Origin of the sequence: Salinigranum rubrum, from assembly GCF_002906575.1 — an archaeon.
In the GTDB taxonomy this organism is placed as follows: Archaea; Halobacteriota; Halobacteria; order Halobacteriales; family Haloferacaceae; genus Salinigranum; species Salinigranum rubrum.
Genome location: NZ_CP026310.1, coordinates 193,598 through 220,136 on the forward strand (window position 1 = coordinate 193,598; position 26,539 = coordinate 220,136).

The following is a 26,539-nucleotide window of genomic DNA, read 5'->3' on the forward strand; positions in this document are numbered from 1 at the left end:
AATGGACGAGCGGTTCGAGGACCCTTCCGATGAAGAGGAGAGCGATGACGCTAGCACCGAGGATATCACGGAGACGTCGACTGAATCAGAAGCGGAAGGTCGCGATACTGGATCTGAGCAGCCGTCGAATCAGCAAAGCGCGACGTCCACGACGGCCACTGAATCGTCTGCGAGTAGTCCAGGAAAGTCAGACAGCGAACCGCTGAACATCCGCGAGGATTGGGATTCAGCCACGATATACGTGGAACCGGAACAGAGTGAGGACATCGAAATCACGTTTACTCGCCTGAAGAAACAGTTGAAACGCGAGGACATCACGCTGGAGAAAAACAAACACTTCTACCGCGGCGTCTTCGAGGTGGCGTTCGGCGAGTACCGAGAGGAAACGAAAGAAAAGATTCGCGAACTCGCAAAGCAAGACGCTGATCAGTGAATCACTGATTTACTAGATTCTGTACATCGGTTGTACTATACGCCGAATTAGCTTTGGTGAAAAATTCGAAAGTAGCGAGTTTATAGTACCATAACAAATTAGAAGCACGAATCGATCAAGAGGGAAGTCATCGGACGTTCACGACATCCGGTATTTTGGACTTTAGCACCCAGTATCAAGCGCTATTACTGATGGATATCTAAGATGGTTGCGAAAAATCCAACGCCACGGAGTGGATCATCTGAGCAGCGCATCCTCAGAGAACTGTTCTTGACCAAGGAAGACGGCTTGGCTCCGGGAACGCATAGCGAAAAGTACGGCCGTGTGTTTCATCGAAACTGTACGTCGCCAATCGATCTAACTGGATACACGCTCTAATCGGTGTCCCGAAACGAACGGTCTGCTAGAAAAAGCACGAATCGGACGTTTTTCCCACAGTTGGTTATTTAATTCGAGAATCATCTCTGCTCGAGGGGGGAGATTGAAGCGCCTGAGCCAAGTCGTGTCCCCAGTTCAGTAGATGTTCGCCTGTGTTATAACGGGTTATGCACTGTACACCCATGGGTAACTCGCCAATCGTGTCACCCGTCGGCAAGCCGAGTGTTGGGAGGCCTGCATGTGTCCACGGGAGGTTCATCACGGGGTCGCCCGTGGAATCGATTCCCTCGGGTGCGGGACCACAGGCAGCAGGCGCAATCCAGATGTCAACATCGGAGTCGTCCATCACCTCCGTCAGATTGTGGCGAGTCTCCACGCGACTGGTTCGACCGACCGCGATTTCACAGGCCGGAACGCTATATCCCTCTTCGATGAGCTCAGCGGTTCGCTCGGCGTACGATTCACTGTACTCTTGATACCACTCGTGGTGCGCCAGTGCGGCGTCAGCAGCAACGAGTCGTTCGTGATACTCGTTGAGCGTCTCGATGTCAGTCAACACCGGTACTTCTGTTATCTCGTATCCGGCGTTCTCCAGTCGGCGACACTGCGCCCGGAAGTGTTCGAGTCCTTCTGTACTGGCCTGCTGGAGATACGGTCCCGTGGGAACCCCGAGAGTCGGGCGCTCTGTACCATCTGGAATCGTCTGCCAGTCTTTGCAAAGCACACCAGCAGCGATGTTGGCCCCCTCTACGTCTTGCGTGAAGAATCCAACGTGGTCGACCGATCGCGAAAGTGGGATGACGCCATCAGCGGAAACCCGACCATAGCTCGGTTTGAAGCCGACGACACCACAGAACGATGCGGGTCTGATTATTGAGCCAATCGTTTGCGTTCCAAGGGCGAGCGGACAGATCCCAGTGGCTACCGCGGCGGCTGACCCGCTGCTTGAGCCCCCCGGTGTGTGGTCCGTGTTGTGGGGGTTCCGAGTGGGACCGGGCTCCGAGTACGCGAACTCGGTCGTCACGGTCTTCCCCAAGACGAGTGCACCAGCGTCTTTGAGCTGTCTTACCACCGTCGCTTCGGCTCCGGTCAACTGCGCTGGTGGGAGAGATGAACCAGCCTTGGTCTCGAAGCCGTTGGCGTGAATAATGTCTTTCACCCCCACTGGAACGCCGAACAACGGTTTGTGAGTCGACGTTCGTGTCTGTTGCGCTTCCGACTCCTCGGCAGCGGACACCAGACGAGACCACCGGTTGGGCTCGGGAAGCAGCGACTTAACCTCAGGTTCGACGGTTTCTGCTCGCATTTGAAGCTCCGCTAAATACTCTTGAACGGTGGGAGAGCCTCGGTGAAACTTTGCGACTGTTTCTGCTAAGTGGTTTGAGTGGATCATCGACTGGTCTTGCGCCACACGTGGATTGGCCCGTGTGTACAAGACGTGTAGGATCAACCGTCCCAGAATGCACGCTGCCTGGCTTCAATCTCGGCAAGAGCCATCGAGAGGACATCACGCCAATCACTGGGATGTGATGAATCATCTCCGGGTGTCGGTGCATCCGGGCCGGGATGGATGTGGTCACGAGCGTTGTGGTCTGATGGATGGCGGTCCCATCGATGATCGAACGTTCCCTCTACGTGATTCTCGTAGTAGTGTAGCGAGAAGTCGCCGTTCTCGAACCAGACAATCTCTACCCGAGCATTTTGAACACTCGATGGGTAGAATCGTGTATCGTACACACAGACCAGCCGTTCAGAGGCGAATTCAGGTTGGTCGACTATCTGAGTAAACCGCTCGTCAGTAGCAAATCTATCTCGGATTAGATCCAAGCGGTCAAAATCAATTGGGGCACTGGAGACCGAGTTAGATTCACTACTCGCATCCTGCCCTGTCATACCGCCGTTCGCTGATCAGCGGCGTCACCCGACTCGGTTGCTAATGCCCGTTCGAGAAGGTCAACCCGTCGGCGAGCCGTCTTCCACGCAGAAACAGCCACCCAAACATCCTCTATCGATTGGTCAGTAGCCGATGCGTGCTTTGAAATAGAGACCGCTTCCGGCGACGCGACATCGAACTCCTCGGCCAAATCATCTACTCGTGCTGCCTCAGCTTTCAAGAGCTCAAGGATTTCCGCTGTCGAATACTCGTCTTGGAGCATCTGGACCCGCCGCCAGTTGAGATATGATTGGTTACGCTCGTACGTGGCCGGCGACTCAGTAACCTGTTTCACGATACCCATCTGTTCGAACCACTCAAGATACTCTCTCGCAGCGTCGACGCCGTGGCCTGCGAGGTCAGCAACTTCGCTGGCGGTCGCTGGATTGCTGAGCCCAAGCACAGCGTCAAAAAAGTCATCTCGCGTCCGCTCCCCACGAACCAGTTCCTCTGGTGAGGTCAGAGCATCGAAATCTGGTGATGTAGTTCGCTCTTCGGCATCAGCCTGTAGTTCAGAGCGCGGTTCTTCCATACTCACACTACGTAATTAGCAGGAATAAGTCTTTCTAGCACGGATTATTCCGTCCACATGATTTGGAAGGAGAATGTATTAACCAACACATATTGGTCTTTTCAGGTTACAACAAGACATCGACGTTGGGAACACCCGGAATAGACCATTATCACACTCGTCGAGAGAGGGGAAGTTACAGTTCTCCCGAAAAGACAAGAGAGTCAACAGCATAGATTTGTTGGTTAAGATTACATCAGACTGTTTCCCGTGAATTCTTTCCTCCAGTGTAACCAGACTCGCAAAATCCCGTATGTCGTCAGACTGAACTCCTTCGGCACAATTTTAGGATTCCTGTCACTTTCGGATACAGGTCGGTTGAAGCAGGATACAGAATTTTCACCACCTTACATCGCAGCGAACTCTTCGCCAGAGTCAGGAAGGTACTCGATGATACTCCGGTGGGCACCGAATTCACTGATGCACGATTCTCTGGGAGAACTACGACGAATTTCTCGCGCAGACCGAGACGGAGATCGACGTGGAGGGGTTCCACGAAACCGGCCTCGCTCGGTTTGTTGTGTTCGACCTCCAGTTCCTGCTCACGGGCCACCGCTTCTACCTCTTCTCCGAGGAACTCGACGTAGTCTCGCCGACGGAGCTGTGCTGTCACACGCTGCTCGTCGACGACGGCAGCCGCCACCGCTCGTACTGTCTCCTCCTGCTCAGCCACGTCGACGTCGACGAGGACGGCCTCCGAGAGCAGGCGGCGAAGTATGGCCTCGAAGACGAAATCGACGCTCTGCTCCGCTACCTCGAGACGCACGGCGAGGTCGACGACGACCGGCTCCCCGACTGGTCCGAGTTCCAGAGGCTGGCGGCTGACTACGAAATCGAACAGTGATCAAGTGCTGACACGGAGCCGATTCTGCAGGAGTTACGCGCCGTCCGGGCGGGGGGCGTTCTCGTACTTGACCATCTTCTCGGGCTTGTCAGCGATAGTGTCGTAGATTTGTTGGAGCGTCTCCTCCGCGGCGAGCAGATTGTGCTCGTCGAGGAAGGTTCGGCCCTCCTCTGTGAGACCGTAGAACTTCCAGGGGTAGCCCTGCCGTCGCTGATCGTCATCGAGGGCGACCTCTTTGACGATACCTGCGTCGATCAGCTTCTGGATGTGTTTGTAGACAGTAGCGTCGCTCACGCTGGGGTTGAGCTCCTCGAGATCGTACATTGAGGGGAGCTGCTCGGGATGCTGGAGGATGTTGTTGATCAGCGCGAACCGCGTCTGTTGGGTAACGAAGTGGACGAGTTCGCGGGATGTCGTGTCGTCGCCGACACTCGAACCAGCGTTCATAACGATGTGTTCAACCGGGCGTAGTAAAGTAGTTTACTTGAGAGTAAACTACCAAATCGACTCATTCTGATGGGTGTGTAGCCGGGCGAGGGGGGCAGGCTCGTTCACCGTTCCCCACTTGATTCCCACTCCGGACGTGGTGTTGGGGACGGGAGGTCGCCAACCACAGTGCGGAGTTCCTCCTCTGTCGTCCACGGGAAGCACCGATTGTGGAGTTCGAATTTGCGGAACTTGTTGAGATGGACCCAGCTGTACGTCGCTGGCTCTGCTCCCTTATTTAGCCGCTCGTCGATCACATCCCAAACCTCCTGTTCGTCGATGCCAAACCCGCTCTCTCGTGCGCGATCAACAAGCGAATCAACCTTTGATTGGACTTCATCCTCCGACAAATCGTCTGCGAACGCAATCTCGAGAGCGGCCTGAATGACGTGCTGTTTCGAGTCAAGGTTCTCGTCAGTCACCCACGCGTAATCGCGCGGGAACACGTACGACTTGTCGAAATATGGCGGGTCATCGATCTCGCCCAATTCAGGAGCCTCCCCACCACTCTCCTTCTCGAATACCCCGACGATGTAGTCGCTGTAGGTCGCGAGCAACGAAAACATAATATCGAACGTATTGAGCCGGTCAGTGGGGAGTTCGAGGAGATCACCCATGATGAACGGATAGGCACCGAGCTGCTTCGTGAGTTCGTTCTGGACGGCGCGGAGCCGGCGGAGATAGGGGTCGCGATAGCTCCCCAGGATAAAATACGATGTCCGCTGACTCCAGAGGTACGGCAATTCGCGCTGTGTGAACCGCCAAATCTCTCGTTTCTCTGCAGGCTCAAGTTCGATGCCCCCGACGGCCTCGTGAACAACGGTCATAATGTCCCCAGCGTCCGGCGGAGGGCTTGGGTCGGTCATTAACTGCCGATTCAAACCACACCTCCTTATCCTTTCTGAATCACTTTGGTTTTTTCTGATTTAACCAACTTGGATGACCCTAACTGTTATAGCGCCCTACCCCGTACCATCACATATGAGCGAAACCGACACTGGCGCGGCCGATGCAGGGCCGTTCGCGGAACAACAGCGGCTGTTCAAGCTGCTGTCCCAGGATACGCGCCATCTCATCATCCAAGAGCTGTTGGGCCACCCCGCACATCTGATGTCGCTCGCCGAACTCGAGTACATGACTGGGAAGAGCCAAGCAGCTATCAAAGATCAGCTGGAGACGTTGATCGACGCCGGGCTCCTCGCACGCTACACGTACGAACCAAGTGAGGGAAAACGTGATCTCCCTTCCCAGTTCTACGGGTTCACGGAGCGGGGCGTCGAGATCCTCCACGACTACAAGTATCTCCGTGGCCTCCCGGTCGCACGCGCCCTCTACGAGAACACGCGGAAGACCGAGAAAATCGAGCGCCACGAATCGGCGCCTCGGCCGGAGATTCCGGATGCTGTCGCGCAAGCCCTCGAGTTTGACGAGCCCGATCTCGGCACCGTCGATGGTGGGACAACCCGATAGTTCGTCGGCGAACCACCGCTTTCAACACTCAAACCTGAAGGATCGTTGATTTCGAACCGTCCTGTGGAGTAGCTCAATCGCTATGCTACGGGGAGGGAAGCCGTGGTCGTGGTCACAGTCACTGTTCTCGTGGTAGCTCGGTGAGTTCTCGCACTCCGAGCACTGTTTCGTGATGATCGGTGCCCAGATCCAGATCGCGCTTTCTCCCTCCTGGACGTGCCGGTCAAAGTCTTCTTGCCATGTCGGATAACCTGCCACGCGGGACGCCTCGGGACACTGGCGCTTGATCAGAGCGTGTTTCGGTGCGAATAGTCGTGGAAACGACTCTGGACATCGAGCCACTCCTAGAACTCCTCGCTGGCCTGCGCGTCGTCGGCGCCGGCGACGAGGTCGTCGACCCACTGTTCGAGGGTGCTGTTCATCTCGTCGGATCGCGTGTCGGTCTCGTCGAAGGAGACCGACGAGTCGCTGGTCGTAGACATTGTTCGTCGAAACGAATTCACGGCGATTCCGGCCACTTCGGAATGCGCCGCACCTCTCAGGGGCGTACAAAAACACCCCACACTGTAACTGACGGGTCTAGCCGCTCTGGTCGGTCACCGATGGGAACTTACGCCTGCTACCACCATCTCTACAAAAAAGAGGCGACTTGGATTGCTCACCGTCGCTACTGGTTCCCGTTCCACTCATCTATGACTACACTCTCGAAACAGTGGATTCAGCACAATCAGGTCGCGATCTACGCGGTCGCCGTCCTCCTCGCGATTGGGGTCGGGCTGGGGCTCCCGAGCGCGAGCTCGGTGCTGGAACCGCTCATCAACCCCGTCCTCGCGGTGCTGTTATACGTCACGTTCCTCGAGATTCCGTTCGTCCGGATTCGGCGGGCCTTCCGGAACGGCCGGTTCATGGCGGCGGCACTCGGGCTGAACTTCCTCGTCGTCCCGGTCGTCGTGTTCGGGCTCACGCGGTTCCTCCCGCAGGAGCCAGTCATCCTCGTGGGGGTGTTCATAGTGTTGTTGACGCCGTGTATCGACTACGTCATCACGTTCACGGAACTCGCGGGCGGTGATGCAGAGCAGATTACGGCTGCGACGCCGGCGCTGATGTTGATTCAACTCCTACTGCTTCCGCTGTACCTCTGGCTGTTCATGGGTCAGCAGGTCGCTGAGTTCATCGAAGCCGGGCCGTTCATCGAGGCATTCGTCATCATCATCGCGCTCCCGTTGACGCTCGCATGGGCGACTGAATACTGGGCGGAACGCTCCGAGCGCGGCGCTCGCTGGCAGGACACGATGGGATGGTTGCCGGTCCCGATGATGGGGACGACGCTGTTCGTCGTCATCGCATCCCAACTACCGCGCGTCCAGGATTCGATCACACAGATTGCCCCGATCGTTCCGGTCTACGTGGCGTTTCTGGTCATTATGCCGCTGCTCGGTCGTCTGGTGGCGGGAGTGCTCGGGATGGAGACTGGTGAGAGTCGGGCGCTCGTGTTCACCTCCGTCACGCGGAACTCGCTGGTCGTCCTTCCGCTGGCGCTCGCACTGCCGTCGGGCTACGAGCTTGCCCCGGCGGTCGTAGTCACCCAGACGCTCGTCGAACTGACGGGGATGGTCGTGCTCACACGAATCGTCCCCGCGTGGTTGGTTCCGGAGGCTCCCGATCAACTCCTTGCTCTTGAGGTTAGACGAAGCGACTGAATTGTACTCAAGACCGCACTGCTGGGTACGAGCCGTGATTACCGGAGTTCGTGGCGTTCGTCACGTGCGTCCTCTATCGAGGGATTCGGTAAGGGAAGACCACTCCGCCAGATCTTGATGTCAAAAAACTCTCACTGAGGATGGCACTGTTCAATTGCGTCGTGGACGGCGTCTCGTCTCCCGACGAACGTGAGGTGATCTCCATGCTGAAGCGTCAGGTCTGGGTCGGGGATCTGTGACTCTCCGTCACGGCTGACGAGTGCGATCAATACCCCATCGGGGAGGTACTCATCGAGTTCTCGAATCGATTTCCCGATCAGGGTATCCGCCGTCACTTCGATCTCTTGGACGTCGCCGCTTCGACCGAGCTCGGTCATCCATTCCGACAGCGCAGGCCGCTGTGTCGATGCTTCAGACATATACGGACATTCCTTATTTGTGTTACCTCACTCTCCAAGGCTCGCAACGTTCACAGCATGTCTCGTTTTATTGAAAGACGTGTCCCAATATTACCCAGCAATACAAGACGGTCGATAGTCTCAGAAGCGATTCGCGTAGGAACCAATGTTGAGTACACCCGCGAACCACTAATTCCGGTATGGGTGATGTCTCGACGACTCTATGAGCCGGGTATCTCCTATCTACTGAGGAATTATTGTCATTCGAGCGGTTCAAATCACACTAGTCAGATCCTGAGATGTACCAGCAATAGCGAGAGGTGTGATATGAAACCGCCTCTTTCCAAAACCGCCCGGGCCGCAGGCGTTCTAGAAACTCTTGATGAGCTATATTGGGCTGGGTTCTGGGGAGCGGCTCTCCGGTTTACCCTTCCGCAGTCTCTCGATTTCGTTCTCAATCTTCTGTAAGTATTGAACGGAACAGTCTCTCTGACCAGTCAACTAACTGTCTCATCGAAGCCAATGGTGCTGAAGGCAACTTTCTCAGAACTGGTCATCCTACTCGTCTTCCTCGTTTAGTGCGAGTTCCCGTTGGACGACGAGCACGGGCCCGAGGAACCGGTCTGCAACCTGGTCGGCCGGCATCCCGAACACGAACGTCACGAGTGACGGGTCCGTTTCACCCATCACGACGGCATCGAACGCCTCTGCTGCGTCGACGATCGCATCGAGGGGCCTCTGATCTCGCTCGACGCGTGTTTCGATCCTTGACTCGTCGACACCGAGATTGCCCAGCCGATCCACCATCCCCTCGAGCAGTGTCCCAATGTCCTCGTCCGTTTCGTCTGCTTCGGCAACGTGATACAGCGTTACCGAGGTGTCCACCGCCCCGAACACGCCGGCGACGACGCGGGCGAGACGGTCGATCCCCACGGTCCCGCGGACGGCAACGAGTACATCGTCGACCGCCCCGGTGGCGTCCGGGACGAGCACAGCCAGGCAGTCGTGTTCGTGAATCGTGCGGTCGATCGTCTTCTGTCCGTCGTGCGTGAAGACGAGCCGCCGTTCGACAGTCGCGCCCGCCTCCTCGAAGATCGTCTCGTAGTCGTCGAGACGGGTCGTGGCGCGCTCCTCGAACTGCATCTGTGCCTGTCCTGGTGCCGTCTGCTCCGGGATGACGTGATACCCCAGGAGGACGACGTGGGCGTTTGCCAAGAGCTCAGGAACGCCCTCGGGGACCGACTCTCCTTCGAGCACGCGAAGCGGAACGAGTATCGATGGGCGATCCGTCATTTCAGATGTCCCCCTTGAGTGTGACGTCCGCAGCATAATAACGATACCAGAGGAACGACACGATCATGATCACGATACCAATACCGATTGACGCCGGTTGCATGAAGGCGATGAGGCCGAAGCTGGCGAGCGCACCGACGCCAGGCAGCACCGGATATCCCGGGACGCGGTAGCTGGGCGAGTACCACTCCGGGTTCCGGCGTCGTAACACGATCAACGCGACGCACATCAGCCCGTACATAATCAGGTGGAGGAACGACGCGACCTCCGCGAGCAGTTCGACCTGTCCGGTCGCCACGAGCGCGAGGATCGGGCCGCCTGCAGCCAACAGCGCGACGTGCGGTGTCCCGTACCTAAGGTTGACCTCACTCGCCTTGCGAGGGAGCAAGGCATCTCGGCTCAACGCATACACCGCTCGCGAGGCGCTCAGTATCGATGCGTTCGCACTCGAGAACGTCGCCAACAGTCCGGCACCTAGAATGGCGACGGCGCCGGGGAGTCCGAGCAAGTTGCGGGCGACTTCGACCATCGCGGTCTCCCCGAACTGGCCAAGCCGGTCTGCCCCGAACGCGCTGGTCGCGACGAAGATCGTCACGACGTAGAACACAGTGACGACGAGCACGGACCCGACCATCGCCAGCGGCAAATTCCGTCCCGGTCGCTTGATCTCACCTGCAACGGTCGCAACCTGAGCGAATCCCAGATATGACGTGAACACGAGTGCGGCCGTCGTCAGTACCGGAAAGTAGCCTCTGGAGAAGAACTGTTCAGGGACGCTGGTCCGACCGAAAACCCCGAAGGCGTCGAGGACGCCATACGAGAGAAACGCCGTGAGGACCACGAGGAGAACCCCGACGACGATGTTCTGGAGCTTGGCCGTATTCTCCGTCCCCCCGATGCTCAAGACAGTCAACGCGGCACCGAACAGTAATCCGATTCCAATAACAGGACTGAACGGGAGTCCGACGCCGAGTTCAGCGAACACGGCACTCGCGTAGTGACCGAGGCCGACGAGATAGAACGCGGAGGCGAACATCAACCCCAACCACAGGCCGAGCCCCACGATTGCACCGTAGGCGGTCCCCATCCCCCGCGAAATGAAGTAATAGCCACCGCCACTCCGAGGCATCGCCGTGGCGAGTTCGGAGGTCGGCAGCGCCACGAGCAACGCGATCAGTCCACCGATAGCAAACGAGACGGTGGCAGCGAGGCCCGCGTTGTTCGCCGCCAATCCCGGGAACACGAAGATGCCCGCCCCGATCATGGTCCCGATGCCGATCGCTAGCCCGCCGACCAGCCCGATGGTCCGCTCGAGTTCGACATCGTCGTCGTGGACCGTCGTATCGTCGGTGACCGCTTCCGGCTCCGCTGCAGGTGCCTCACCGGCGACGTTCTGTCCCCCCGGCTCGACGTCGACGGGCTGTTCGGCCATAGTGACTGTTTTTTCAACAGTCAGTTGAATGTTGCCCCGCGCACGGTGGCGCGGGGAATCCTGCTCTCACGAGGGCAGGCTTCCTGTTTCGATGACGTGACTTGCAGACACAGACTCAAACTGAGTCGTGTCCGTAGCGGTCACAGTCTCCACAGGCGCTGATTCGGGCCATCCCAGCCCTAGTTCAGAAAAGCCCCTCTGCAAAACGTTCATCGCCGCGTTCGCATCTCTATCCGTCTTAAACCCACATGCCGGACACGAATGTTCTCTAACCCAGATGGGCTTTGCTGTCTCAAAACCACACGACGCGCACTCCTTCGTCGTCCCTGGTGCTTCGACCTGTTTGACGTGACAGCCGTACAGGTTGCCTTTGTATTCAAGGAGCGTGATGAACTGTCGCCACGCCGCATCCTGCTTGTTGCGAGCGTTGCCATCATTCTGAAGCATTCCAACGACGTTCAGGTCTTCCACGAATACGGCGTCGTACTCGCGGACGAGCCACGTCGTAATCTTGTGCTGGTAGTCCAGCACCTTCCGACGAATGTGGCGTTTGACCTTGGCGACCTTCTGGCGTTGTTTCTCGTAGTTGTTCGACCCCTTCTCCTTCCGCGAGAGTTTGCGTTGCTCGCGGCGAAGACGCTCGTACTCGTCTTCAAGGTCGAGCCAGTCCACAGTCTTGCCATCGCTGGTGTGGATGTAGTTCTGGATGCCGAGGTCAATCCCGACGCTGTTACTCGTGTCAAGCGAGTCCACGTCGGGTTTCTCGGACAAGTCGGCGTCGTCGGTTTCCAGACCGAAGGAGACGAACCACTCGCCGGTCGTCTCTTTCTTGACCGTGACTTCTTTGATGGTTGCGTGTTCGGGGAGTGGGCGGGAGTACCTGAGTTTCACCCACCCAATCTTGCTGAAGCGGACGTAGGCGTACTTGTCGTGGCCCCTCTTTTCATTGAGGTCGAAACCAGACTGGCTGTACGTCACGCTCCGGTAATCGGTGGGTGCTTGCCGTTTGAGACGACCAACGTTGTACCCGTTCTCTTTCTTCTTACGAAGGTTCGAGAGGTTGCGGTGGAAACGAGCGACGGTAGCTTGTGCGGCTTTCGAGTGCAGTTCACCGAACACCGGCCACTTGCGTTTCCACTCGAGGAGTTTGTTGTTCTGGTCGTACTCACTCGGCTTGTCGTCCTCGGGACTGTTCTCGTAGTCCCAGCGGACGTGGTTGTAGAGTTGGCGATGAACGTCGAGGTGGCGTTCCAGTCGCTCCGCTACCTCGTCGGTGGGGTAGGCGTGGTAGCGGTGACTGTATTCCATCGCTGTCCCTTGATTGGGATTGTTTCGACGTAATGGTTTGTATCACGAATTGTCGGCTTCATCCCCGACCACGATGGGCGGGGTATTCGCGTTGCTGACCAGTATAAAATCGGCGGTGAGTAGAGCTGGATCAGACGACCCCCGCCAGGAACCGGCTGATGTTCTCGTCGGTTCCGGCGACGATGAGTTCGTCCTCACGTTCGATCACAAAGGAGGCTCCGGGGTTGGTGACGGTAGTACTGTTCCGTTCGACGGCGATCACGGTACATCCCGTTCGCTTCCGGATATCTGCCTCACCAAGCGAGTCCCCAACAACACTTGGAGCCTCCGTTCGAACGAGCTTGAGTTGCGTGCTTGGAGACAGGATCTCTTCATGGAGAACGATCGACGCAAGCATTCGACCGCTGACGGCGGCGAGCGAGAGTACGTAGTCTGCCCCGGCTCGATACAGTTTCGACACGTGCTCGCGCTCGTTGGCACGGACGATGATTTCGGTCCCGGGGTTCAACTCTCGAATGGCGAACGTCGCGAAGATCGTCGTCGTATCGTCGGGCAGCGCGAGGACCACAGTGCCTGCGTCCGTGATGTCTGCCTCGAGGAACACCTCCCGATCGGTGACGTTTCCAACCACGTCGACGGAAGAGCTCTCCACGAGGTCGACGGTCGTGTACTCGAACCCGCCTTTGGAGAGTGCGGCCGCGACGGCCTGCCCGACGACGCCCATCCCTGCGACAACGATGTCCCCTCGCCGTCGGCGTCCTTCTGAGAGCGTCATCTCCTTCAACCGATCGAGTTCGGCCTCTCGGCCGGTCACAACGAGGACCTTTCGGGCGTCGAATCGGACATCGGGCGGCGGAGGGCTCTGGGACTCTCCGCGGGACCACATCCCTACGACGGCTACCGCCGTCCGCTCGAAGATGTCACTCCCTTCGAGGGTCTGACCGATCAGTTCACTCCCGCTCTGGACGGGGAACTCTGCGATCTCGAAGTCTTCGTCAGTCTCGACAGCTTCGATCGCCTCATAGTCGAACGTCCCAATCGCTTTGGCTGCGAGGTGATCGCCTAGCAATTGTTTGGGCGAAAGAACATGATCTGCCCCTGCGTACCGATGATAGTCCGCAATATTCGGATCCTCTGCGAGGCTGACCATGTGTACATCTGAATTGATCTGCCGGGCGGAGAGGAGGACGCTCGGGTTCGTTTCGTCGTCGACGTTCGCGATCAGTGCAGTAGCGTCCTCCAGTCGGACACGTTTGAGTGCCTCGTCGGATTCAGGATCTCCAAACATCGCCGTATATCCGTCCGTGTACAGATCAGTTGCCGTCGCTCGGTCACCGTTGACGATGACGTACTCGACGTCGCGCTCAGTGAGCTCGTCGATGAGGACCTCTTCACGAGGCCCATACTGCAGAGGACCACGTGGTCTTCGACGCCAGGGACTGACGAGGGTGCAGTCGATCTGAACGCATCTTCGAAGAGCGGGACGACGAGGACAGGCAGGGCTGCAAAGATGAGCACGAGTCCCGAGAGGGCCATGAGAGAGACGAGGTAGTTCATTTGCGGGCTTGTCCACGGGGCGTCCCCACCGTACCCTACGGTCGTGACGGTCCGGACGACGACTTCGACCGATCGGTACAACGGCTGCGGTCGTCCTTCCCATGTGGCCATCCCATAGTTATACACGAATACGAATCCGGAGAGCACGCTGACAACTATGATGAGGTAGTAGAGGGTCAGACGTGTTCGCCGATTCAGACGACACGATCATAATGGCCATCCCCTGAGAGCAAATCCTCCGGAGAACCACGCAACATCACACTGTCCACGGATCCGACGAGAAAGTTCCGGTCGAACGTGTGGGAGTTCGCACCTGATTGGCTATGTTAGGTAGTTATCTTTTGATTATTTCTGTGAATGAAATTTTTTACACGGTTTGAATCCGGATGAGTAGCTGTTGACCCGCCTCTGTGTCGGTCACAAATACAACATAGTCGGCCCGACTCGGGCGAGCCGGTTGCTTTGAATAAATGAACGCAGCCGAGGTGGAGGGCTTGCTCTGGGTTTCGATCTGCGTCTTGACAGAGGCCGGGAGCGCAATTTGCAGTGTGTCCGTATCGATGCTCGCAGCGAACTCCGTCGCTTCCTCGATGGGCGTCTGCGAATGTGCGGGGGTCTCGCTGGTTAGCACGTTTACCAGTGTCTCCGTGTCGTTGGTGAACAGGACATCTTGGAAGGTGCATGTTCCCAGGACTGCGTCGGGACCTAACTCACACTCGTCGAATGGATTATTAGCTGCTTCGTGGGTCATCGAACCACGAGCCTACGGTGAGGCTCACTGTCCCTGAAAAACAGCAACTGCCACGAAACAGATCGAACTAGGAGGCTCTGTTGAAACCCTCAGGACCTGACAGATGTCGCGTGCTGAATAGAGAGGGAATATCTCGAAAAGATTCATTCCCAGCGGGTGGAAACGGCGAGTACAACTTCTTGTACGTCGCTACCGACAGTCACAACCATGTTCGAGGACGTCCCAGTAGATTCCGACCTTCTCATCGAGGTCGTGAACCGCTCACCGATGATCGCGGCCTTGCGCGAGGGGGCGAAAGATCGGCGCGAGTTAGAACAGAGTCTTGGAATATCGAAGTCGACCGCCCATCGAAACACCAGTTCTCTCGCCGATCGGGGTATCGTCGAGCGAAGGGACGGGGAATACAGTCTCACCGAGTTCGGTGAGGCTGTCGCTGAGGTTGTCGCTGGGTTCGAAGAGGACATGCGAACGACCGTTCGGCTTGCCCCCTTGTTCGAGGCGGCTTCCGACATCCAACCGCCGTGTCCCATCGACGCCTTCTCAGACGCGACGGTCACGACAGCTGACCGAGGTGATCCGTTTGGTCCGCTGGCGCGGTTCGTCTCCCTCGTTCAGGAGACGGAGTCGTTGCGAATGTTCGATTCATACGCCATCGCCCCGACCTACATGGACGAAATCCACGGCCGGATTCTCGATGGGTTGGAGACGAAAGTCGTCGAACGACCGGACGTAGCGGAGGACGTTATGGAAAACTATCCAAAGAAGTGCGTTGAGCTGTGTGCGAGCGAGTTTCTCACGATGCGGATACACGATACTCTCCCCTTCGGACTCGTCATATTTGACACCCACATCGGAATCGGTCTCCGCGACCCTGATACCGGCGCTCCGCGAGCGTTCATCGATACGGACGCACCAGAGGGACGTGCCTGGGCGAAGACCCTCTTCGAATTGTATTGGACCAATGCGATTCAGTTGCCACGGTTCAATCCGAAATCCCTCAAGGAGGCACTTGAGTCCACGTCGTAACGCACTCCCCTCCTCGAACGGATGTGCTGATCTCTGTTCCCGAATCGGTGTTCTAGTAGCTCTCTATCCATCCGGACCGGCGACGTGCTCACCCCGGCGATAGACCTGTGAGACTGGAAGCCCGGCACAGTCGGCGTGCTCGTGGAGAGTTTCCTCCGTCTCGGCTCGGAAGTGACAGAGTGTCCCCGTCACCATGTCATCCTCGTTCGTCATGATCTCGGATTGTACCCATTCGATAGCATCGCCGTCGTCACGGACCGTGTCTAGCGCCGCAATCGACCGCTCACTGGCGCGTTCTCGCTCGGCGTGGGTCACGGGTGGATCGATCTCACGGAGGATTAGATAATCCACCAGTTCTCGTTCGCTCATCATCCCTCCCTCTGCTTGTCCGGTAGGAGTTCCTTGTGATGTCCTGTCGGTGTTGTCATGTCTCGATGAGACATGGAAGACGCTACGTGGCGTTGAAGTTTGTAGTTAATCGACGGGATTTTCCCTCACGATGAGACGCTCCAGTGATGTGAAACGGTTCGGTTTCCAATGAACGGATTGGTGATCAACGGTGTGGGCCCTATCGGTAGCTATTGGATTGAGCGCTGTCGCTCAATCGCCCGAATGGGGGCTTGATGGAACGTTCTGCGGTTTCCTGTCATGCGCGATACGCGCTCTGTATTCAGCACGGCCTCAGCAAACTATCAGCGATTGAGGATTTCAACAGAGTCAACTAGGAGTGGTTCAGGCTCGCCGTCGTACCAGCGCACCGTCGCGAGCGCGCCGTTCCCGACCGTCTCGCCCTGTTCGACCGTCTCCGAATCGTACTGCAGGCCGAACCACAGCGTCCGATAGGCGGTCACCTCGAACGTCGTCGACACCACGAAGAACGCCTCGTGGTGGAGGTAGTCGAAGCGGTCAGCGACGATCTCGTCGAGAGTAAGCCCGGTGGCGCGGGGCTTCGGCTCGACGACGGTCGACGGACGATCCTCGCCGGCGAGGTAGCTGGCGACTTCAGTTACTGAATTGAGGCGCTAAGCCCCCTTTCTCAGCAAGTGCCGGCCGAAGGGAAGGCGGCTAGCAGGGAGGGGAGACAGCGTTCACAAGACGAAGTCTCGTCAACGCCGTACAGTTCTTATACACGTTCGACGTTCGGCCCATAGGTCAACGTCTCGCCAAAATCATTATGCGTGTAGTCTGCATACCGTGCATTACGATGAAACGGAAGACAATCACGATTCGGGAGGACCAAGACGAGTGGATTGAGGACCAACACCTCAACCTCTCGTCGTTCGTCCGCGAGCAGTTGGACGAACTGATCGAGGAACGAGAGTAACGGATGTACTACGCCTACAAATACCACCTCAAACCGTCCGACGCCAACCTCTCACGCTTCCATCCCGGCAATGCTGCAATATAGGCCTTTACTGCAGCCGATCCATCGATCTCATCGTTCCACCGCGCCTTTTGATACTGTTTTTCCCGGGTTTTTCATTCCTGCTCCGTCGGAACCTGGTCTGGCAGTTCGATTTCCCCAAAGTCTCCGTCTACGGTGATGTTCCCCTCTCTGCCTGCTATCGTGGTCACGACTACGACCGGGTCTGACGCTTCAGGTTCAGAAAACAGGTCAAAGTTTAGTCGCATCGTCCCGCCTTGCCAGTGGCGAGCGAAGCCCACCCCAGTCGTCGGGATGGCTGTCCCGAGTGTCTTGCTCAACTCGGAACAACCCCAGCAGGGCTGGAATAGCGTCGGCACCCCACTGGAGTCCCTTGTCTAAACCCGTGAAACGTACCCCCTTGTCGTGGTCTTTACTGTAGTAGGGTGCTCTGATCGCTCGGTTCGCCATCGCGAGTTCGGAAACCCGCTGAGTCGTAAGTGGGCCGGACACACTCACACTCTCCAAATGTAGTATCGAATTATCAATATTCCGTGGCCCTCAGAAGAATGGTAAGCCAGATTCACCTGTTGTGACAGTGCGTCGGTGCTTCACGCAATTTCAATCAACAAGCGAATCGGGTTACGGGACGGAAAATAGTCTCATCTTGCTTCAGAACGCTTTGAGCGGCTATTTAACTAGAAGGTTAAATAGTAGTAGGTCATACGCTCAACCGGATGGTTGAACAAGAGCCAGACGACCTGGACCTCGACGCGGTTTTCCAGGCACTCTCTCATCCAATTCGTCGGTCAATCCTCGAACAGTTGGCCGATGGCCCAGAGAGTGTGAGCGACTTGGCCGAGCCTCACGACGTTTCCCTACCTGCCGTATCCAAGCACCTGCGCGTGCTGGAGGATGCTGGGTTAATCGACGTCGAGAAGGACGGTCTCGTTCGCCGCTGCCACCTCGACGCCGTACCGCTTTCCGCGGCGTTCGGGTGGTTGACACAGTACCGCGTCTTCTGGGAGGATCGGTTAGATGCGCTGGCCAACCATCTGGAAAACGAAGACCAATGACAGACAACGTCAGCGAAGATGACGGATCGTCCACAGAAAACTCGGCGGGCGAAGAACGAAGCATAACCGTAAACCGCGTGATTGAAGCGCCGCCCGAGCGAGTGTACGAGGCGTTTCTCAACCCTGACGACATCGCGGTGTGGTCGCCTCCAGAAGGATTCAGTGCTAACGTTCAGGAGGTCAAACCGGAGGAGGGCGGATCCTTCCGCGTCGAGAACATCGGCGAGGCCGAGGGGATGGAGCAATACTCCCACACGTTCAAAGGCACCTACCAGGAGCTAAAACGCGGTGAGAAGATAGTCTGGACGGACGAGTCGGGAGAGGAGGAAGACTCTAGTACTGTTACGGTCACCTTGAATGCGGTTCCTGACGGGACTGAGGTCACCCTCCGGTTAGATGGTATCTCCGAGGATGTCGCCGAGGGATACGGGGTTGCGGAAGCGTGGGAAGACTCCCTCCGGAAACTCGCCGGTCAGGTGGAGGACTGACCATGTCAGCTGACACCACTAGCGGAGAAGCGCCCACAGAATCCACGACGAGTGAGGACCAAGATTGGGGGAGAGTCGCCCTGTGTGTAGTGGTCGCCATAATCGCGGCCCTCGGTATTCACTACATCCTCTTTGAAGTCGTAATCACGGGCATGAATCTGTCCCCGACCATGCACGCATTCGCAGGAATGGTTCTATTCTTCGTTGCCGGATTTATATCGTTCAGTACGATCTATTGAGCTCTTCGAGGAATATTTTATCAACGTCACCGTCTAGTTAAGTAAAACCACACGAAAAGCGCGTGACGAACCGCAGATGCTGCGGTGACTCCCAAGGCTGTTCGTTAATGATGTTTGAGCTGGATCGACGTTGTCCACGGCACAGTCTAGTTAACAACCTCAGCTGGTGTTCGATTATCTAGCGCTTGATGCGGTCGCTGGAAGTTATCGTAGTACACGAACTGTGCAAGCCACTGAGCGACGGCAGCCCGACTGCCGACCCACGAGTGATGGAAGCGGTCGATCCTCATTTTGAGTGTGTGAAACCACTTTTCGATGAGGTTTCGGTCAACGTATTCCAGATGGCCGCTCAAATCTAATCGAAAGAGGGCAGTCAGATAGCCGTAGCCATCGACAACAAACTCGGTATCTGAGAGATCATGTGTCTCAGTGAACTGCCGAAGAAATTCAGTTGCTGGATCGGTACCCCGCCGTTTGAAGAGATTGACGCCAAGCAGTAACTTTGAGTCGAGGTGTATTGCAGCATGCAACCAAGACAGCTCTCGTTGGTTCGGACAGTTGTCTCGTCGACCGCGACCCGCGTCGGCTGCGCCGTCCTCAGAAATCAAAGATTTCTGATGGGCTGCACGAGAGCTTTGCTCTCGTGAACGACGACGGGTCGGGAATTATATTAGCTATCTGATGTATCCATTACCAAATCGCCTGGTGAGACCGTTTAACGCCAATGAAACGAAGAATCTCTTCTATTTCTCTGAGTGAACAACCGGTCGCGTGGAGACGGACGCCGACGCCCGTCAGGGCGTTCGCTGTCCGCTCACGCTCCCAACGTTCTTTGAAATCCGCCGCGAAACACTCGCCGGGCGGGTCTGCGAACATTGTTCCAACCAAACTCTATGACCTGCTCACTTCTCAAACTGACCTCACTAGACAGTGCCTGGATCCGAAACGTATCACCACCACATAATATTGTTTAATATACTGACCATTATCTGTGATGTTATGCATCTATTCACAGAGGCTATCAGTGCAGTCACACCGGGAAAGAGAGATGTGCTTCCGAGCGCGGAGCGAATCAAGATACTTCATGTGGATGATGAATCCTCGTTCATTGACATGACTTCCACCTTCCTGGAACGCCAAAGTGAGCGGTTCCACATCACGGCTGAAACTGATGCGACCGACGGGCTCACACTTCTTACAAAGGACAACTTCGACTGCATCGTCAGTGACTATCGGATGCCGACGATGAGCGGTCTGGAATTTTTAAAACGGGTCCGGAGCGACTATCCCCGAATTCCGTTCATCCTCTTCACAGGACAAGGGTCCGAAGAGGTCGCCAGCGAGGCAATCTCTCTCGGCGTGACCGATTACTTGCAGAAAGAACGGGGAATCGATCAGTTCACCGTGCTGGCGAATCGCATCGAAAACGCTGTTGCACGAGTCCGAGCGGAGCAGGCGGTCATCGATTACAAACAGCAGCTCGAACTCCGTGACCAGGAGCTAGAACGGATGCTGGCCGCGACTCCGGACGCCGTGATTATCGTCGACGAACGCGGATCGATCCAACAGGCGAACTCGGCCGCTGCGAAGCTGTTCGGTTACTCGCGCCCGGAACTGCTCAGTATGCCGGTCGAACAACTCCTGCCGGAGCCGTACCGTGGTCGCCACGTGTCCCAGCGCGAGGGCTACATGCAGGACCCCGAGCCACGTCCGATGGGTGCCGGTCTGGATTTGTACGCACTCCGGAGTGACGGGGAGACGTTCCCCGTCGAGATCAGCTTGGGTCCCCTCCACATGGAAGACGACACGAGAATCATGGCCACGATCGCAGACATCACCGAGCGCAAACGCCGGGAGGAGGAACTCCAGCGGCAGAACAAACGGCTGGACGAGTTCGCCAGCATCGTCTCGCACGATCTCCGAAGCCCCCTCTCGCTCGCGACGGGGAATCTGGAACTCGTCCGCGCGGAACACGAAAGCGAGGCGGTCGAACGCATCGAGGCGGCACTCGATCGAATGGACGCACTCATCGACGATCTTCTCACGTTTGCCCGGCAGGGTTCACAGGTCATCGACTCGTCTTCGGTCCAGCTGACCGAGGTGGTTGACACGGCGTGGCACACTGCCGGCACCAATACCGCGACGTTACGCGTGTCCGACGATCTTGACACGATCGTCTGTGACGAAAATCGCGTCATCCAGCTGCTGGAGAACCTCTTTCGGAATGCGATCAAGTACGGTGGGTCGGACGTGACGGTCCACGTCGGTCCACTCGACAGTGGCTTTTACATCGCTGACGACGGCCCGGGTGTCCCGTATCCGAGCGAGAGGAGATCTTCGAGGCAGGCTACTCAACCGCCGAGAACGGGACCGGATTTGGGTTGGCGATCGTCGAACAGATCGTCGACGCCCACGAGTGGACGGTTCGGGTGACCGAGAGCGACAGTGGCGGCACACGGTTCGAGATCAAAGGTGTGAAGACGAGTTGATACCACCGGGTGCTGTCCTCGAAGGACTCGCTGTACATCCGACTGTCTGCGTGGCTGGTCCCAACTAGCTCGAATCCAGCGCAGCATACTCCCTGTCCGGTTGAGTACCATTGCGTGACTGTTGAGACCTCCTGTTCGATCGTCCATGGACGAAAATTACTTACTGTTTCCCAGTATTACAGACGGCAATGACCTTTGCTAGCACGATACATATCCTACACGTGGATGACGAGCCCCAATATTCCACGCTTGTCACCAAGTTCCTGACACACAAAGATGACCGATTCGAGGTCGCCACAGAGACGAGTGCGTCCGATGGTCTTGAAAGATTACAACACGATACGTTCGACTGTATCGTTTCAGACTATCAGATGCCAGAAATGGACGGTCTGGAGTTTCTCAGGGCCATCCGAGAGGTGCATCCAAATCTCCCGTTTGTTCTGTTCACTGGGAAAGGAAGCGAAGAGATTGCAAGCGACGCGATCACAGCTGGCGTCACCGATTATCTTCAAAAGAGGCGTGGAGCCGAGCAGTATACGATTTTAGCGAATCGGATCACGAATTTGGTCGATCGATATCAAGCCCTCCGCCAAGTCCATCTTAGCCATCGTGTGATGGAGACGGCCAGCGAGGGGCTTAGTCTCGTCGAGCCCGATGGAACGTTCTCCTATGTGAACCCGGCGTTCTCGCAGCTATTCGGGTATGAGCGTGATGAGCTTCTCGGCACCCATTGGACAGTCCTATATCACAATGAAGAGGCCGAACGGTTGGAACATCAAATCCTCCCAGCCGTTCGGGAGACTGGCTACTGGTCGGGTGAAACGGTCCGCTTAACGAAACAGGGCGACCGGCTGATAACCGATCACCGACTCGCTCACACCGACGCAGACGTCATCGTATGCACGGCGAAAGACGTCACCGAAGAACGGTCTGCTTCAGTCGAGCAACGCACGACCTTCGATCTCTTCGTCGACACCATAAAGGACTACGTGTTCGTTACACTCGACCACGAGGGGTACATTACTCGCTGGAGCGAAGGGGCGGAACAACTCAAGGGATACGAAACAGAGGAGATTCTGGGCGAACATCTATCGAAATTTTTCCCAAACGATAATCAACAGACGGACACTCCCGAGCAGCTTCTAGAAACCGCAAGGAAAGATGGGTCTGTCACGTATCAAGGGTGGCAACTGCGAAAGGACGGCAGTCGATTCTGGGCGGATGTGACGATCTCTGCCAGCTACGATGACAGCGGGACACTCCGGGGTTTGGCGAGGCGGTCCGAGAACCAACCAAACCAACGGCATAAAGGGCCGCATTTTCTCTCGTGGGGACTTTCGATGAGAGGCGGCTTCCCCAGGCCTGCCTGTAGCTGGTTGTTCGAATTCAGGACTTCATGAAATTTCGATCAGGGGAGTGGTCGTGAGAGTCAGCGATCCTTGGGAACGATACCGACTGTAGTTCATCCCAGCGTCTGTCGCGGATCGGTTGGCTATGCGGCGCTGACGTTCGGAGGGTCTCTCCGTCAGCCACCCCACCGGCGACACCGCTCCCGATCGCGTCGGCAAGTGGAACCCCTCCATCACATGACGTGCCGAGAGTCTTCCTCGACCCCATTCAACCGAACTGTTAAATATATCCTCTGCTAAGTATTCAACCGGATGGTTGAACAAGTGCCGGACGATCTCGATCTGGATGCAGTATTCCAAGCTTTGGCCCACCCGATCCGTCGAGAAATTCTCGAACAGGTGGCCGACGGCCCCGAGAGTGTCGGAGAGCTCGCGGAGCCACACGACGTCTCGTTGGCAGCCGTGTCCAAGCACCTGCACGTCCTGGAAGATGCCGGCCTCGTCGAGATGGAGAAGGACGGGCGGGTCCGACGAGCCCACCTCGACGCCGCGCCGCTTTCGGCGGCGTTCGGCTGGTTGACCCGCTACCGCGTCTTCTGGGAGGATCGATTCGACGCTCTAGCAGACCATCTGGAGGACGACGAAGAATGACTACGAGCGACAACAACGGAGAACCGACGACCGACAAGCGGAGCATGACGGTGAGTCGGGTGATCGACGCACCTCCCGAGCGGGTGTACGAGGCATTCCTCGACCCGGAGAAACTCGCCCAGTGGCTCCCCCCGACCGGCTTCAGTGCCGAGGTACACCACTTAGAGCCCGAGGAAGGCGGGACGTTCCGCGCCTCGTTCACCGCGGAGACAGAGGAGTTCGCCGGGTACGGCTCGACTTTCGGCGGAACCTACCGGGAACTCGAACCCGGTGAGCGAATCGTCTACACCGAATCGTTCGACACCGACGAGCCGAGCATGGCCGGCGAGATGACTGTGACGGTCGTCTTCGAGGCAGTTCTCGGAGGGACCGAGATCACCGTTCGCCAGGCAGGAATCCCCGAGGCCGTTCCCCCGGAGGACGCCAATGAAGGGTGGATCGACTCCCTCGAAAACCTCGCGGGCCTGGTGGAGGGAGCATGACCGAAGTCGAGACGACCGACGTCGAGCTAACCATCCGACGCACCTTTGACGCGTCTCGTGAGCGCGTTTGGCGGGCGTTTACTGACCCTGACGAGCTGGAGCAGTGGTTCGTCCCGAGGGCATGACCGCCGAGGTTCGCGCCAACGAACTGCAGCCGGGTGGCGAGATGGTGATTCACTGGACGGACGGGACAAATCGCGTCGAGAACGAGGGGTACTACGTCGAGGTGGTCGAGCACGAGCGCCTCGTCTCAGGCGAGGAAACCGAAGGTGGTGAACTCCGCCTCACCTACGAGTTTCGGGACGTTGCGGACGGTACGGAGGTCGTGGTCACCCAGGAGTTCCCGGATTCGGTGCCCGACGGCGCCGTCGAGGGCTGGTCGAGCATTCTCGACAACCTTCCCGAGGTGCTCGCACAGTCATGACCGAAATCGAATCGGGCGAGACGAAGCTGACGGTCGACCCGGACACGAGGGTGATCGATACCGTTCGGGGCGTCGACGCGCCACGCGAGCAGGTGTTCGAGGCGTACGTCGGTCCCGACCGGATCCCCGACTGGTGGGGACCGAGTCGCTACGAGACCATCGTCGACGAGATGGACGTACGGCCGGGCGGCCAGTGGCGCTTCGTCAGCCGCGATGACAACGGGAACGAGTTCGGCTTCCACGGCGCCTACCACGATGTCGTGGCTCCGCGCGGGCCGTGCAGACGTGGGCGTTCGAGGGCGCGCTGGGACAGGTCTCACTAGAGACGGCCAGGTTCGAGGAAGTAGACGATAGGACGCGAATGACGGTCCAGACCGTCTTCCAGACTGTCGAGGCTCGTGACGCGAACGTGGAGCCGCATATGCTAGAGGGTGCCAGCGAGACGTGGGAGCGACTGGCGGCACTCGTGGAAGACAACGAAAGTGAGGACACGAGATGACGAAACCCGAAACCGAAGAGACGAGATCGAAACGACCGATACGAAACTGACCATTCGGCGCACAGTTGATGCCCGCGCGAGCGCGTCTTCGACGCGTTTACCGACCCCGAGGAGATGGCCAAGTGGTACGGCGGGGGCGTGATGGATGTCGAGATTCACGCACTCGAGGCCGAACCCGGCGGTTCGTTCTCGATCACCATGCGCGACGACGAAGCGTACGACGTCGAGGGCGAGTTCCTCGAAGTGGTGGAAAATGAACAGATCGTCCACACCTGGTACGTCGGCCAAGTCACGGTCGAACTCGCCGACGTCGCAGGGGGAACCGAGATCGTGTTCACTCACGACGGCCTTCCGGACCGGGCGACCACCGACCAGCACACCGAGGGATGGGTCGCGGCAATCGAAGCGCTCGCGACGGCAGTCGAGAAGCGAAAGGGTCGCGAAAGCGACCGACACAAATGACACACGAAACCGAGTTCGACCCGAGCGAGTACGACGTGACCATCACGCGCACGTTCGCCGCGACACGAGAAGCGGTCTGGGACGCGTGGACCGATCCCGACCAGATAGCCCAGTGGTGGGGTCCGAAGCACTTCACGGTCCCACGTTGCGAGCTAGACGTCCGCCCCGGCGGTGAACTCCGAATCGACATGGAGGGACCCGACGGGACCGTGTACCCGAGCGAGGGGGTCTTCGAGGTAGTCGAGGAACCCAAACGACTCGTGCTCATCGCCGCCGCCGGCGAGGACGACGACGGGGACTACCAGTTCGAGGTGCGCCAGACCGTCACGTTCGAGGAGCGGGACGGGGTGACGGTGCTCACTCTCGGGGCGGAGGTCATGGAGGCGACGGCCGATACCGTCAAACACCTCGAAGGGATGGAAGAGGGCTGGAGCCAAAGCTTCGAAAAGCTCGACGACCTCCTCGCCCCGTCCGGAGGTGAACCATGAGTTTCACCGACGCCGGGCTGATCGACGAGTATCGACTGACCGTCGACGCCATCCTCCTTCGTGGGGGAACACCGCTCTACAATCGTCTCGAGGAGGATCACGATCTGCGGCTCCGAGAGACCAAGCCGTACGACACCGGGACTGTACTCCTCCACTATCGGACCATGGACGGCGCCGAACCGAACGGGGAGGAGGGCACATGACGACCAAAGCGACCGACGGGAGCACCCGAGGTGGCCAACGAACGCGCGTCGTCACGGACATGTCCGTCTGGCTCGACGGCTTCGTCGCCGGAGCGAACGACACCGTCGAGCAGCCACGCGGCGACGGCGTACGTCGATTCGACCGTGCGAGCCTGCGGCGAATCGCCCTGACGCGAACGACCGTCGTGGAGGGTCCCGGCGTCACACACCTCCACTTCCGGGCCGACGGCCAAGAGAATCGAACGGAGGACGACGAACGATGACGAACGACACCAGCAACGAAGCAAAGGTCGAATCGACGGAAAACAGCCTGACCATCCGGAGAACCTTCGACGCCCCGCGAGATCGCGTCTGGGAGGCGTGGACGGACCCCAATCAGGTCGACCAGTGGTGGGGCCCGGAGGGCTTCACGACCAGGACCGACGAGATGGACGTCCGGCCGGGTGGCGTCTGGGCGTTCGAGATGGCCAGTTCGGATGGTGAAGTGTATTCGAATCGGATCTGCTACGACGAGGTTGAACGGCCCGAGCGCCTGGCGTACACCCACGGATCGCCCGACGACCCCGAGATGTTCCGGGTAACCGTGACCTTCGACGAGCAGGATGATGACACGACGGAACTCACGATGGAGTCGCGATATCCGTCGGTGGAGGAGCTCGACGACGCTCTGGAGTTTGGTGCCGATGAGGGCGCCGAGCAGACGCTGGGGAGGCTCGCCGAGCACCTACAGGGAGGGACTGATTGAG

At 57.8% G+C, this 26,539-nt stretch carries 28 protein-coding genes and 9 pseudogenes; 21 read left to right on the forward strand and 16 right to left on the reverse strand.

The window, feature by feature from the left end; genetic code table 11:
- Position 1: 1 nt before the first annotated feature.
- Entirely contained in the window at positions 2 to 433 is a 432-nt protein-coding gene (locus C2R22_RS21870) for a hypothetical protein (RefSeq protein ID WP_103427958.1), read from the forward strand.
- Positions 434 to 875: 442 nt separating this feature from the next.
- On the opposite strand, the gene C2R22_RS21875 is transcribed toward C2R22_RS21870, so the two are convergent.
- The 3 genes from C2R22_RS21875 to C2R22_RS21885 are packed head-to-tail and all read right to left on the reverse strand — an operon-like array spanning position 876 to position 3,276.
- A complete protein-coding gene (locus tag C2R22_RS21875) occupies positions 876 to 2,204 on the reverse strand; it encodes an amidase (RefSeq protein WP_103427959.1) in 1,329 nt (442 codons plus the stop codon).
- A 53-nt stretch (positions 2,205 to 2,257) separates the two neighbouring features.
- Positions 2,258 to 2,704, reverse strand: a complete 447-nt coding sequence (locus C2R22_RS21880) for a hypothetical protein (RefSeq protein WP_103427903.1) — start codon at positions 2,702 to 2,704, stop codon at positions 2,258 to 2,260.
- Positions 2,701 to 3,276 carry a DUF7342 family protein gene (locus C2R22_RS21885; RefSeq protein ID WP_103427904.1) on the reverse strand — a complete coding sequence of 192 codons (576 nt, stop codon included), beginning with the start codon at positions 3,274 to 3,276 and terminating at the stop codon, positions 2,701 to 2,703. The genes C2R22_RS21880 and C2R22_RS21885 overlap by 4 nt, the downstream gene beginning before the upstream one ends.
- A gap of 463 nt (positions 3,277 to 3,739) precedes the next feature.
- Between C2R22_RS21885 and C2R22_RS21890 the strand changes: the two are divergent.
- Positions 3,740 to 4,159 (forward strand): annotated as a pseudogene (locus C2R22_RS21890) (transcriptional regulator TrmB); the annotation flags it as partial.
- A gap of 33 nt (positions 4,160 to 4,192) precedes the next feature.
- Here C2R22_RS21890 and C2R22_RS21895 read toward each other — a convergent pair.
- Positions 4,193 to 4,606, reverse strand: coding sequence for a helix-turn-helix domain-containing protein (locus C2R22_RS21895; protein WP_103427905.1), 414 nt, complete (start codon positions 4,604 to 4,606; stop codon positions 4,193 to 4,195).
- A 104-nt stretch (positions 4,607 to 4,710) separates the two neighbouring features.
- The gene (locus tag C2R22_RS21900; RefSeq protein WP_103427906.1) at positions 4,711 to 5,511 is read right to left on the reverse strand and encodes a hypothetical protein; all 801 of its coding nucleotides are present in this window, start codon (positions 5,509 to 5,511) and stop codon (positions 4,711 to 4,713) included.
- 115 nt (positions 5,512 to 5,626) lie between these two features.
- Here C2R22_RS21900 and C2R22_RS21905 point away from each other — a divergent pair, with 115 nt between their 5' ends.
- Positions 5,627 to 6,115, forward strand: a complete 489-nt coding sequence (locus C2R22_RS21905) for a helix-turn-helix domain-containing protein (RefSeq protein ID WP_058365185.1) — start codon at positions 5,627 to 5,629, stop codon at positions 6,113 to 6,115.
- Positions 6,116 to 6,208: 93 nt separating this feature from the next.
- On the opposite strand, the pseudogene C2R22_RS21910 reads toward C2R22_RS21905, so the two are convergent.
- Positions 6,209 to 6,597 (reverse strand): annotated as a pseudogene (locus tag C2R22_RS21910) (DUF955 domain-containing protein); the annotation flags it as partial.
- Positions 6,598 to 6,807: 210 nt separating this feature from the next.
- Between C2R22_RS21910 and C2R22_RS21915 the strand changes: the two are divergent.
- Entirely contained in the window at positions 6,808 to 7,815 is a 1,008-nt protein-coding gene (locus C2R22_RS21915) for an arsenic resistance protein (RefSeq protein ID WP_103427907.1), read from the forward strand.
- 131 nt (positions 7,816 to 7,946) lie between these two features.
- On the opposite strand, the pseudogene C2R22_RS21920 reads toward C2R22_RS21915, so the two are convergent.
- The 6 genes and pseudogenes from C2R22_RS21920 to C2R22_RS21945 all read right to left on the reverse strand — a co-directional run.
- Positions 7,947 to 8,216, reverse strand: a pseudogene (locus C2R22_RS21920) (TrkA C-terminal domain-containing protein); the annotation flags it as partial.
- Positions 8,217 to 8,771: 555 nt separating this feature from the next.
- The gene (locus C2R22_RS21925) at positions 8,772 to 9,506 is read right to left on the reverse strand and encodes a universal stress protein (RefSeq protein ID WP_103427908.1); all 735 of its coding nucleotides are present in this window, start codon (positions 9,504 to 9,506) and stop codon (positions 8,772 to 8,774) included.
- A 1-nt stretch (position 9,507) separates the two neighbouring features.
- Positions 9,508 to 10,938 (reverse strand): APC family permease, encoded by a 1,431-nt coding sequence (locus tag C2R22_RS21930; protein WP_103427909.1) that lies wholly within the window; start codon positions 10,936 to 10,938, stop codon positions 9,508 to 9,510.
- A gap of 66 nt (positions 10,939 to 11,004) precedes the next feature.
- Positions 11,005 to 12,246 carry an RNA-guided endonuclease InsQ/TnpB family protein gene (locus C2R22_RS21935; protein WP_103427910.1) on the reverse strand — a complete coding sequence of 414 codons (1,242 nt, stop codon included), beginning with the start codon at positions 12,244 to 12,246 and terminating at the stop codon, positions 11,005 to 11,007.
- A gap of 130 nt (positions 12,247 to 12,376) precedes the next feature.
- The gene (locus C2R22_RS21940; protein ID WP_245903061.1) at positions 12,377 to 13,906 is read right to left on the reverse strand and encodes a potassium channel family protein; all 1,530 of its coding nucleotides are present in this window, start codon (positions 13,904 to 13,906) and stop codon (positions 12,377 to 12,379) included.
- A 223-nt stretch (positions 13,907 to 14,129) separates the two neighbouring features.
- Positions 14,130 to 14,554 (reverse strand): annotated as a pseudogene (locus C2R22_RS21945) (hypothetical protein).
- A gap of 207 nt (positions 14,555 to 14,761) precedes the next feature.
- Here C2R22_RS21945 and C2R22_RS21950 point away from each other — a divergent pair.
- Entirely contained in the window at positions 14,762 to 15,580 is an 819-nt protein-coding gene (locus C2R22_RS21950; RefSeq protein ID WP_103427912.1) for a helix-turn-helix transcriptional regulator, read from the forward strand.
- A gap of 63 nt (positions 15,581 to 15,643) precedes the next feature.
- On the opposite strand, the gene C2R22_RS21955 is transcribed toward C2R22_RS21950, so the two are convergent.
- The 3 genes and pseudogenes from C2R22_RS21955 to C2R22_RS26670 all read right to left on the reverse strand — a co-directional run bounded on the left by C2R22_RS21955 (position 15,644) and on the right by C2R22_RS26670 (position 17,284).
- Positions 15,644 to 15,949, reverse strand: a complete 306-nt coding sequence (locus C2R22_RS21955; protein WP_103427960.1) for a nickel-binding protein — start codon at positions 15,947 to 15,949, stop codon at positions 15,644 to 15,646.
- 365 nt (positions 15,950 to 16,314) lie between these two features.
- Positions 16,315 to 16,581: pseudogene (locus C2R22_RS21960) on the reverse strand (DUF6735 family protein); the annotation flags it as partial.
- Between the two features lie 478 nt (positions 16,582 to 17,059).
- Positions 17,060 to 17,284: a hypothetical protein gene (locus C2R22_RS26670; protein ID WP_245903062.1), complete on the reverse strand. Its 225-nt coding sequence runs from the start codon at positions 17,282 to 17,284 to the stop codon at positions 17,060 to 17,062.
- A 396-nt stretch (positions 17,285 to 17,680) separates the two neighbouring features.
- Here C2R22_RS26670 and C2R22_RS21970 point away from each other — a divergent pair, with 396 nt between their 5' ends.
- Genes C2R22_RS21970 through C2R22_RS21980 form a run of 3 tightly spaced genes read left to right on the forward strand, consistent with a single transcriptional unit; the run spans position 17,681 to position 18,746 of the window.
- Entirely contained in the window at positions 17,681 to 18,019 is a 339-nt protein-coding gene (locus tag C2R22_RS21970) for an ArsR/SmtB family transcription factor (RefSeq protein WP_103427913.1), read from the forward strand.
- A complete protein-coding gene (locus C2R22_RS21975) occupies positions 18,016 to 18,507 on the forward strand; it encodes an SRPBCC domain-containing protein (RefSeq protein WP_103427914.1) in 492 nt (163 codons plus the stop codon). The genes C2R22_RS21970 and C2R22_RS21975 overlap by 4 nt, the downstream gene beginning before the upstream one ends.
- A gap of 2 nt (positions 18,508 to 18,509) precedes the next feature.
- Positions 18,510 to 18,746 carry a hypothetical protein gene (locus C2R22_RS21980; RefSeq protein ID WP_103427915.1) on the forward strand — a complete coding sequence of 79 codons (237 nt, stop codon included), beginning with the start codon at positions 18,510 to 18,512 and terminating at the stop codon, positions 18,744 to 18,746.
- A 146-nt stretch (positions 18,747 to 18,892) separates the two neighbouring features.
- On the opposite strand, the pseudogene C2R22_RS21985 reads toward C2R22_RS21980, so the two are convergent.
- A pseudogene (locus tag C2R22_RS21985) lies at positions 18,893 to 19,622 on the reverse strand (IS6 family transposase).
- Positions 19,623 to 19,745: 123 nt separating this feature from the next.
- Here C2R22_RS21985 and C2R22_RS26675 point away from each other — a divergent pair.
- The 13 genes and pseudogenes from C2R22_RS26675 to C2R22_RS22045 form a co-directional block, all read left to right on the forward strand.
- Positions 19,746 to 20,750: pseudogene (locus C2R22_RS26675) on the forward strand (PAS domain S-box protein); the annotation flags it as partial.
- A gap of 329 nt (positions 20,751 to 21,079) precedes the next feature.
- Positions 21,080 to 21,235 carry an ATP-binding protein gene (locus C2R22_RS26680; protein ID WP_245903079.1) on the forward strand — a complete coding sequence of 52 codons (156 nt, stop codon included), beginning with the start codon at positions 21,080 to 21,082 and terminating at the stop codon, positions 21,233 to 21,235.
- A 221-nt stretch (positions 21,236 to 21,456) separates the two neighbouring features.
- A complete protein-coding gene (locus C2R22_RS21995; RefSeq protein WP_245903063.1) occupies positions 21,457 to 22,635 on the forward strand; it encodes a PAS domain-containing response regulator in 1,179 nt (392 codons plus the stop codon).
- A gap of 261 nt (positions 22,636 to 22,896) precedes the next feature.
- Positions 22,897 to 23,235 carry an ArsR/SmtB family transcription factor gene (locus C2R22_RS22000; RefSeq protein ID WP_103427917.1) on the forward strand — a complete coding sequence of 113 codons (339 nt, stop codon included), beginning with the start codon at positions 22,897 to 22,899 and terminating at the stop codon, positions 23,233 to 23,235.
- On the forward strand, positions 23,232 to 23,717 hold the full coding sequence (locus tag C2R22_RS22005) for an SRPBCC domain-containing protein (protein ID WP_103427918.1): 486 nt from the start codon (positions 23,232 to 23,234) through the stop codon (positions 23,715 to 23,717). The genes C2R22_RS22000 and C2R22_RS22005 overlap by 4 nt, the downstream gene beginning before the upstream one ends.
- On the forward strand, positions 23,714 to 23,842 hold the full coding sequence (locus tag C2R22_RS27095) for an SRPBCC domain-containing protein (protein WP_103427919.1): 129 nt from the start codon (positions 23,714 to 23,716) through the stop codon (positions 23,840 to 23,842). The genes C2R22_RS22005 and C2R22_RS27095 overlap by 4 nt, the downstream gene beginning before the upstream one ends.
- Positions 23,839 to 24,141 carry an SRPBCC family protein gene (locus C2R22_RS22015; RefSeq protein ID WP_103427920.1) on the forward strand — a complete coding sequence of 101 codons (303 nt, stop codon included), beginning with the start codon at positions 23,839 to 23,841 and terminating at the stop codon, positions 24,139 to 24,141. The genes C2R22_RS27095 and C2R22_RS22015 overlap by 4 nt, the downstream gene beginning before the upstream one ends.
- A pseudogene (locus tag C2R22_RS22020) lies at positions 24,138 to 24,640 on the forward strand (SRPBCC domain-containing protein). The gene C2R22_RS22015 and the pseudogene C2R22_RS22020 overlap by 4 nt, the downstream one beginning before the upstream one ends.
- A gap of 81 nt (positions 24,641 to 24,721) precedes the next feature.
- A pseudogene (locus C2R22_RS22025) lies at positions 24,722 to 25,102 on the forward strand (SRPBCC family protein); the annotation flags it as partial.
- Positions 25,099 to 25,590: an SRPBCC family protein gene (locus C2R22_RS22030; RefSeq protein WP_103427922.1), complete on the forward strand. Its 492-nt coding sequence runs from the start codon at positions 25,099 to 25,101 to the stop codon at positions 25,588 to 25,590. The pseudogene C2R22_RS22025 and the gene C2R22_RS22030, both read left to right, overlap by 4 nt.
- Positions 25,587 to 25,793 (forward strand): hypothetical protein, encoded by a 207-nt coding sequence (locus C2R22_RS22035; protein ID WP_103427923.1) that lies wholly within the window; start codon positions 25,587 to 25,589, stop codon positions 25,791 to 25,793. Before C2R22_RS22030 ends, C2R22_RS22035 begins: the two co-directional genes overlap by 4 nt.
- Positions 25,790 to 26,056, forward strand: a complete 267-nt coding sequence (locus C2R22_RS22040) for a hypothetical protein (protein ID WP_103427924.1) — start codon at positions 25,790 to 25,792, stop codon at positions 26,054 to 26,056. The genes C2R22_RS22035 and C2R22_RS22040 overlap by 4 nt, the downstream gene beginning before the upstream one ends.
- The gene (locus C2R22_RS22045) at positions 26,053 to 26,538 is read left to right on the forward strand and encodes an SRPBCC family protein (protein ID WP_103427925.1); all 486 of its coding nucleotides are present in this window, start codon (positions 26,053 to 26,055) and stop codon (positions 26,536 to 26,538) included. The genes C2R22_RS22040 and C2R22_RS22045 overlap by 4 nt, the downstream gene beginning before the upstream one ends.
- Position 26,539: the final 1 nt, after the last annotated feature.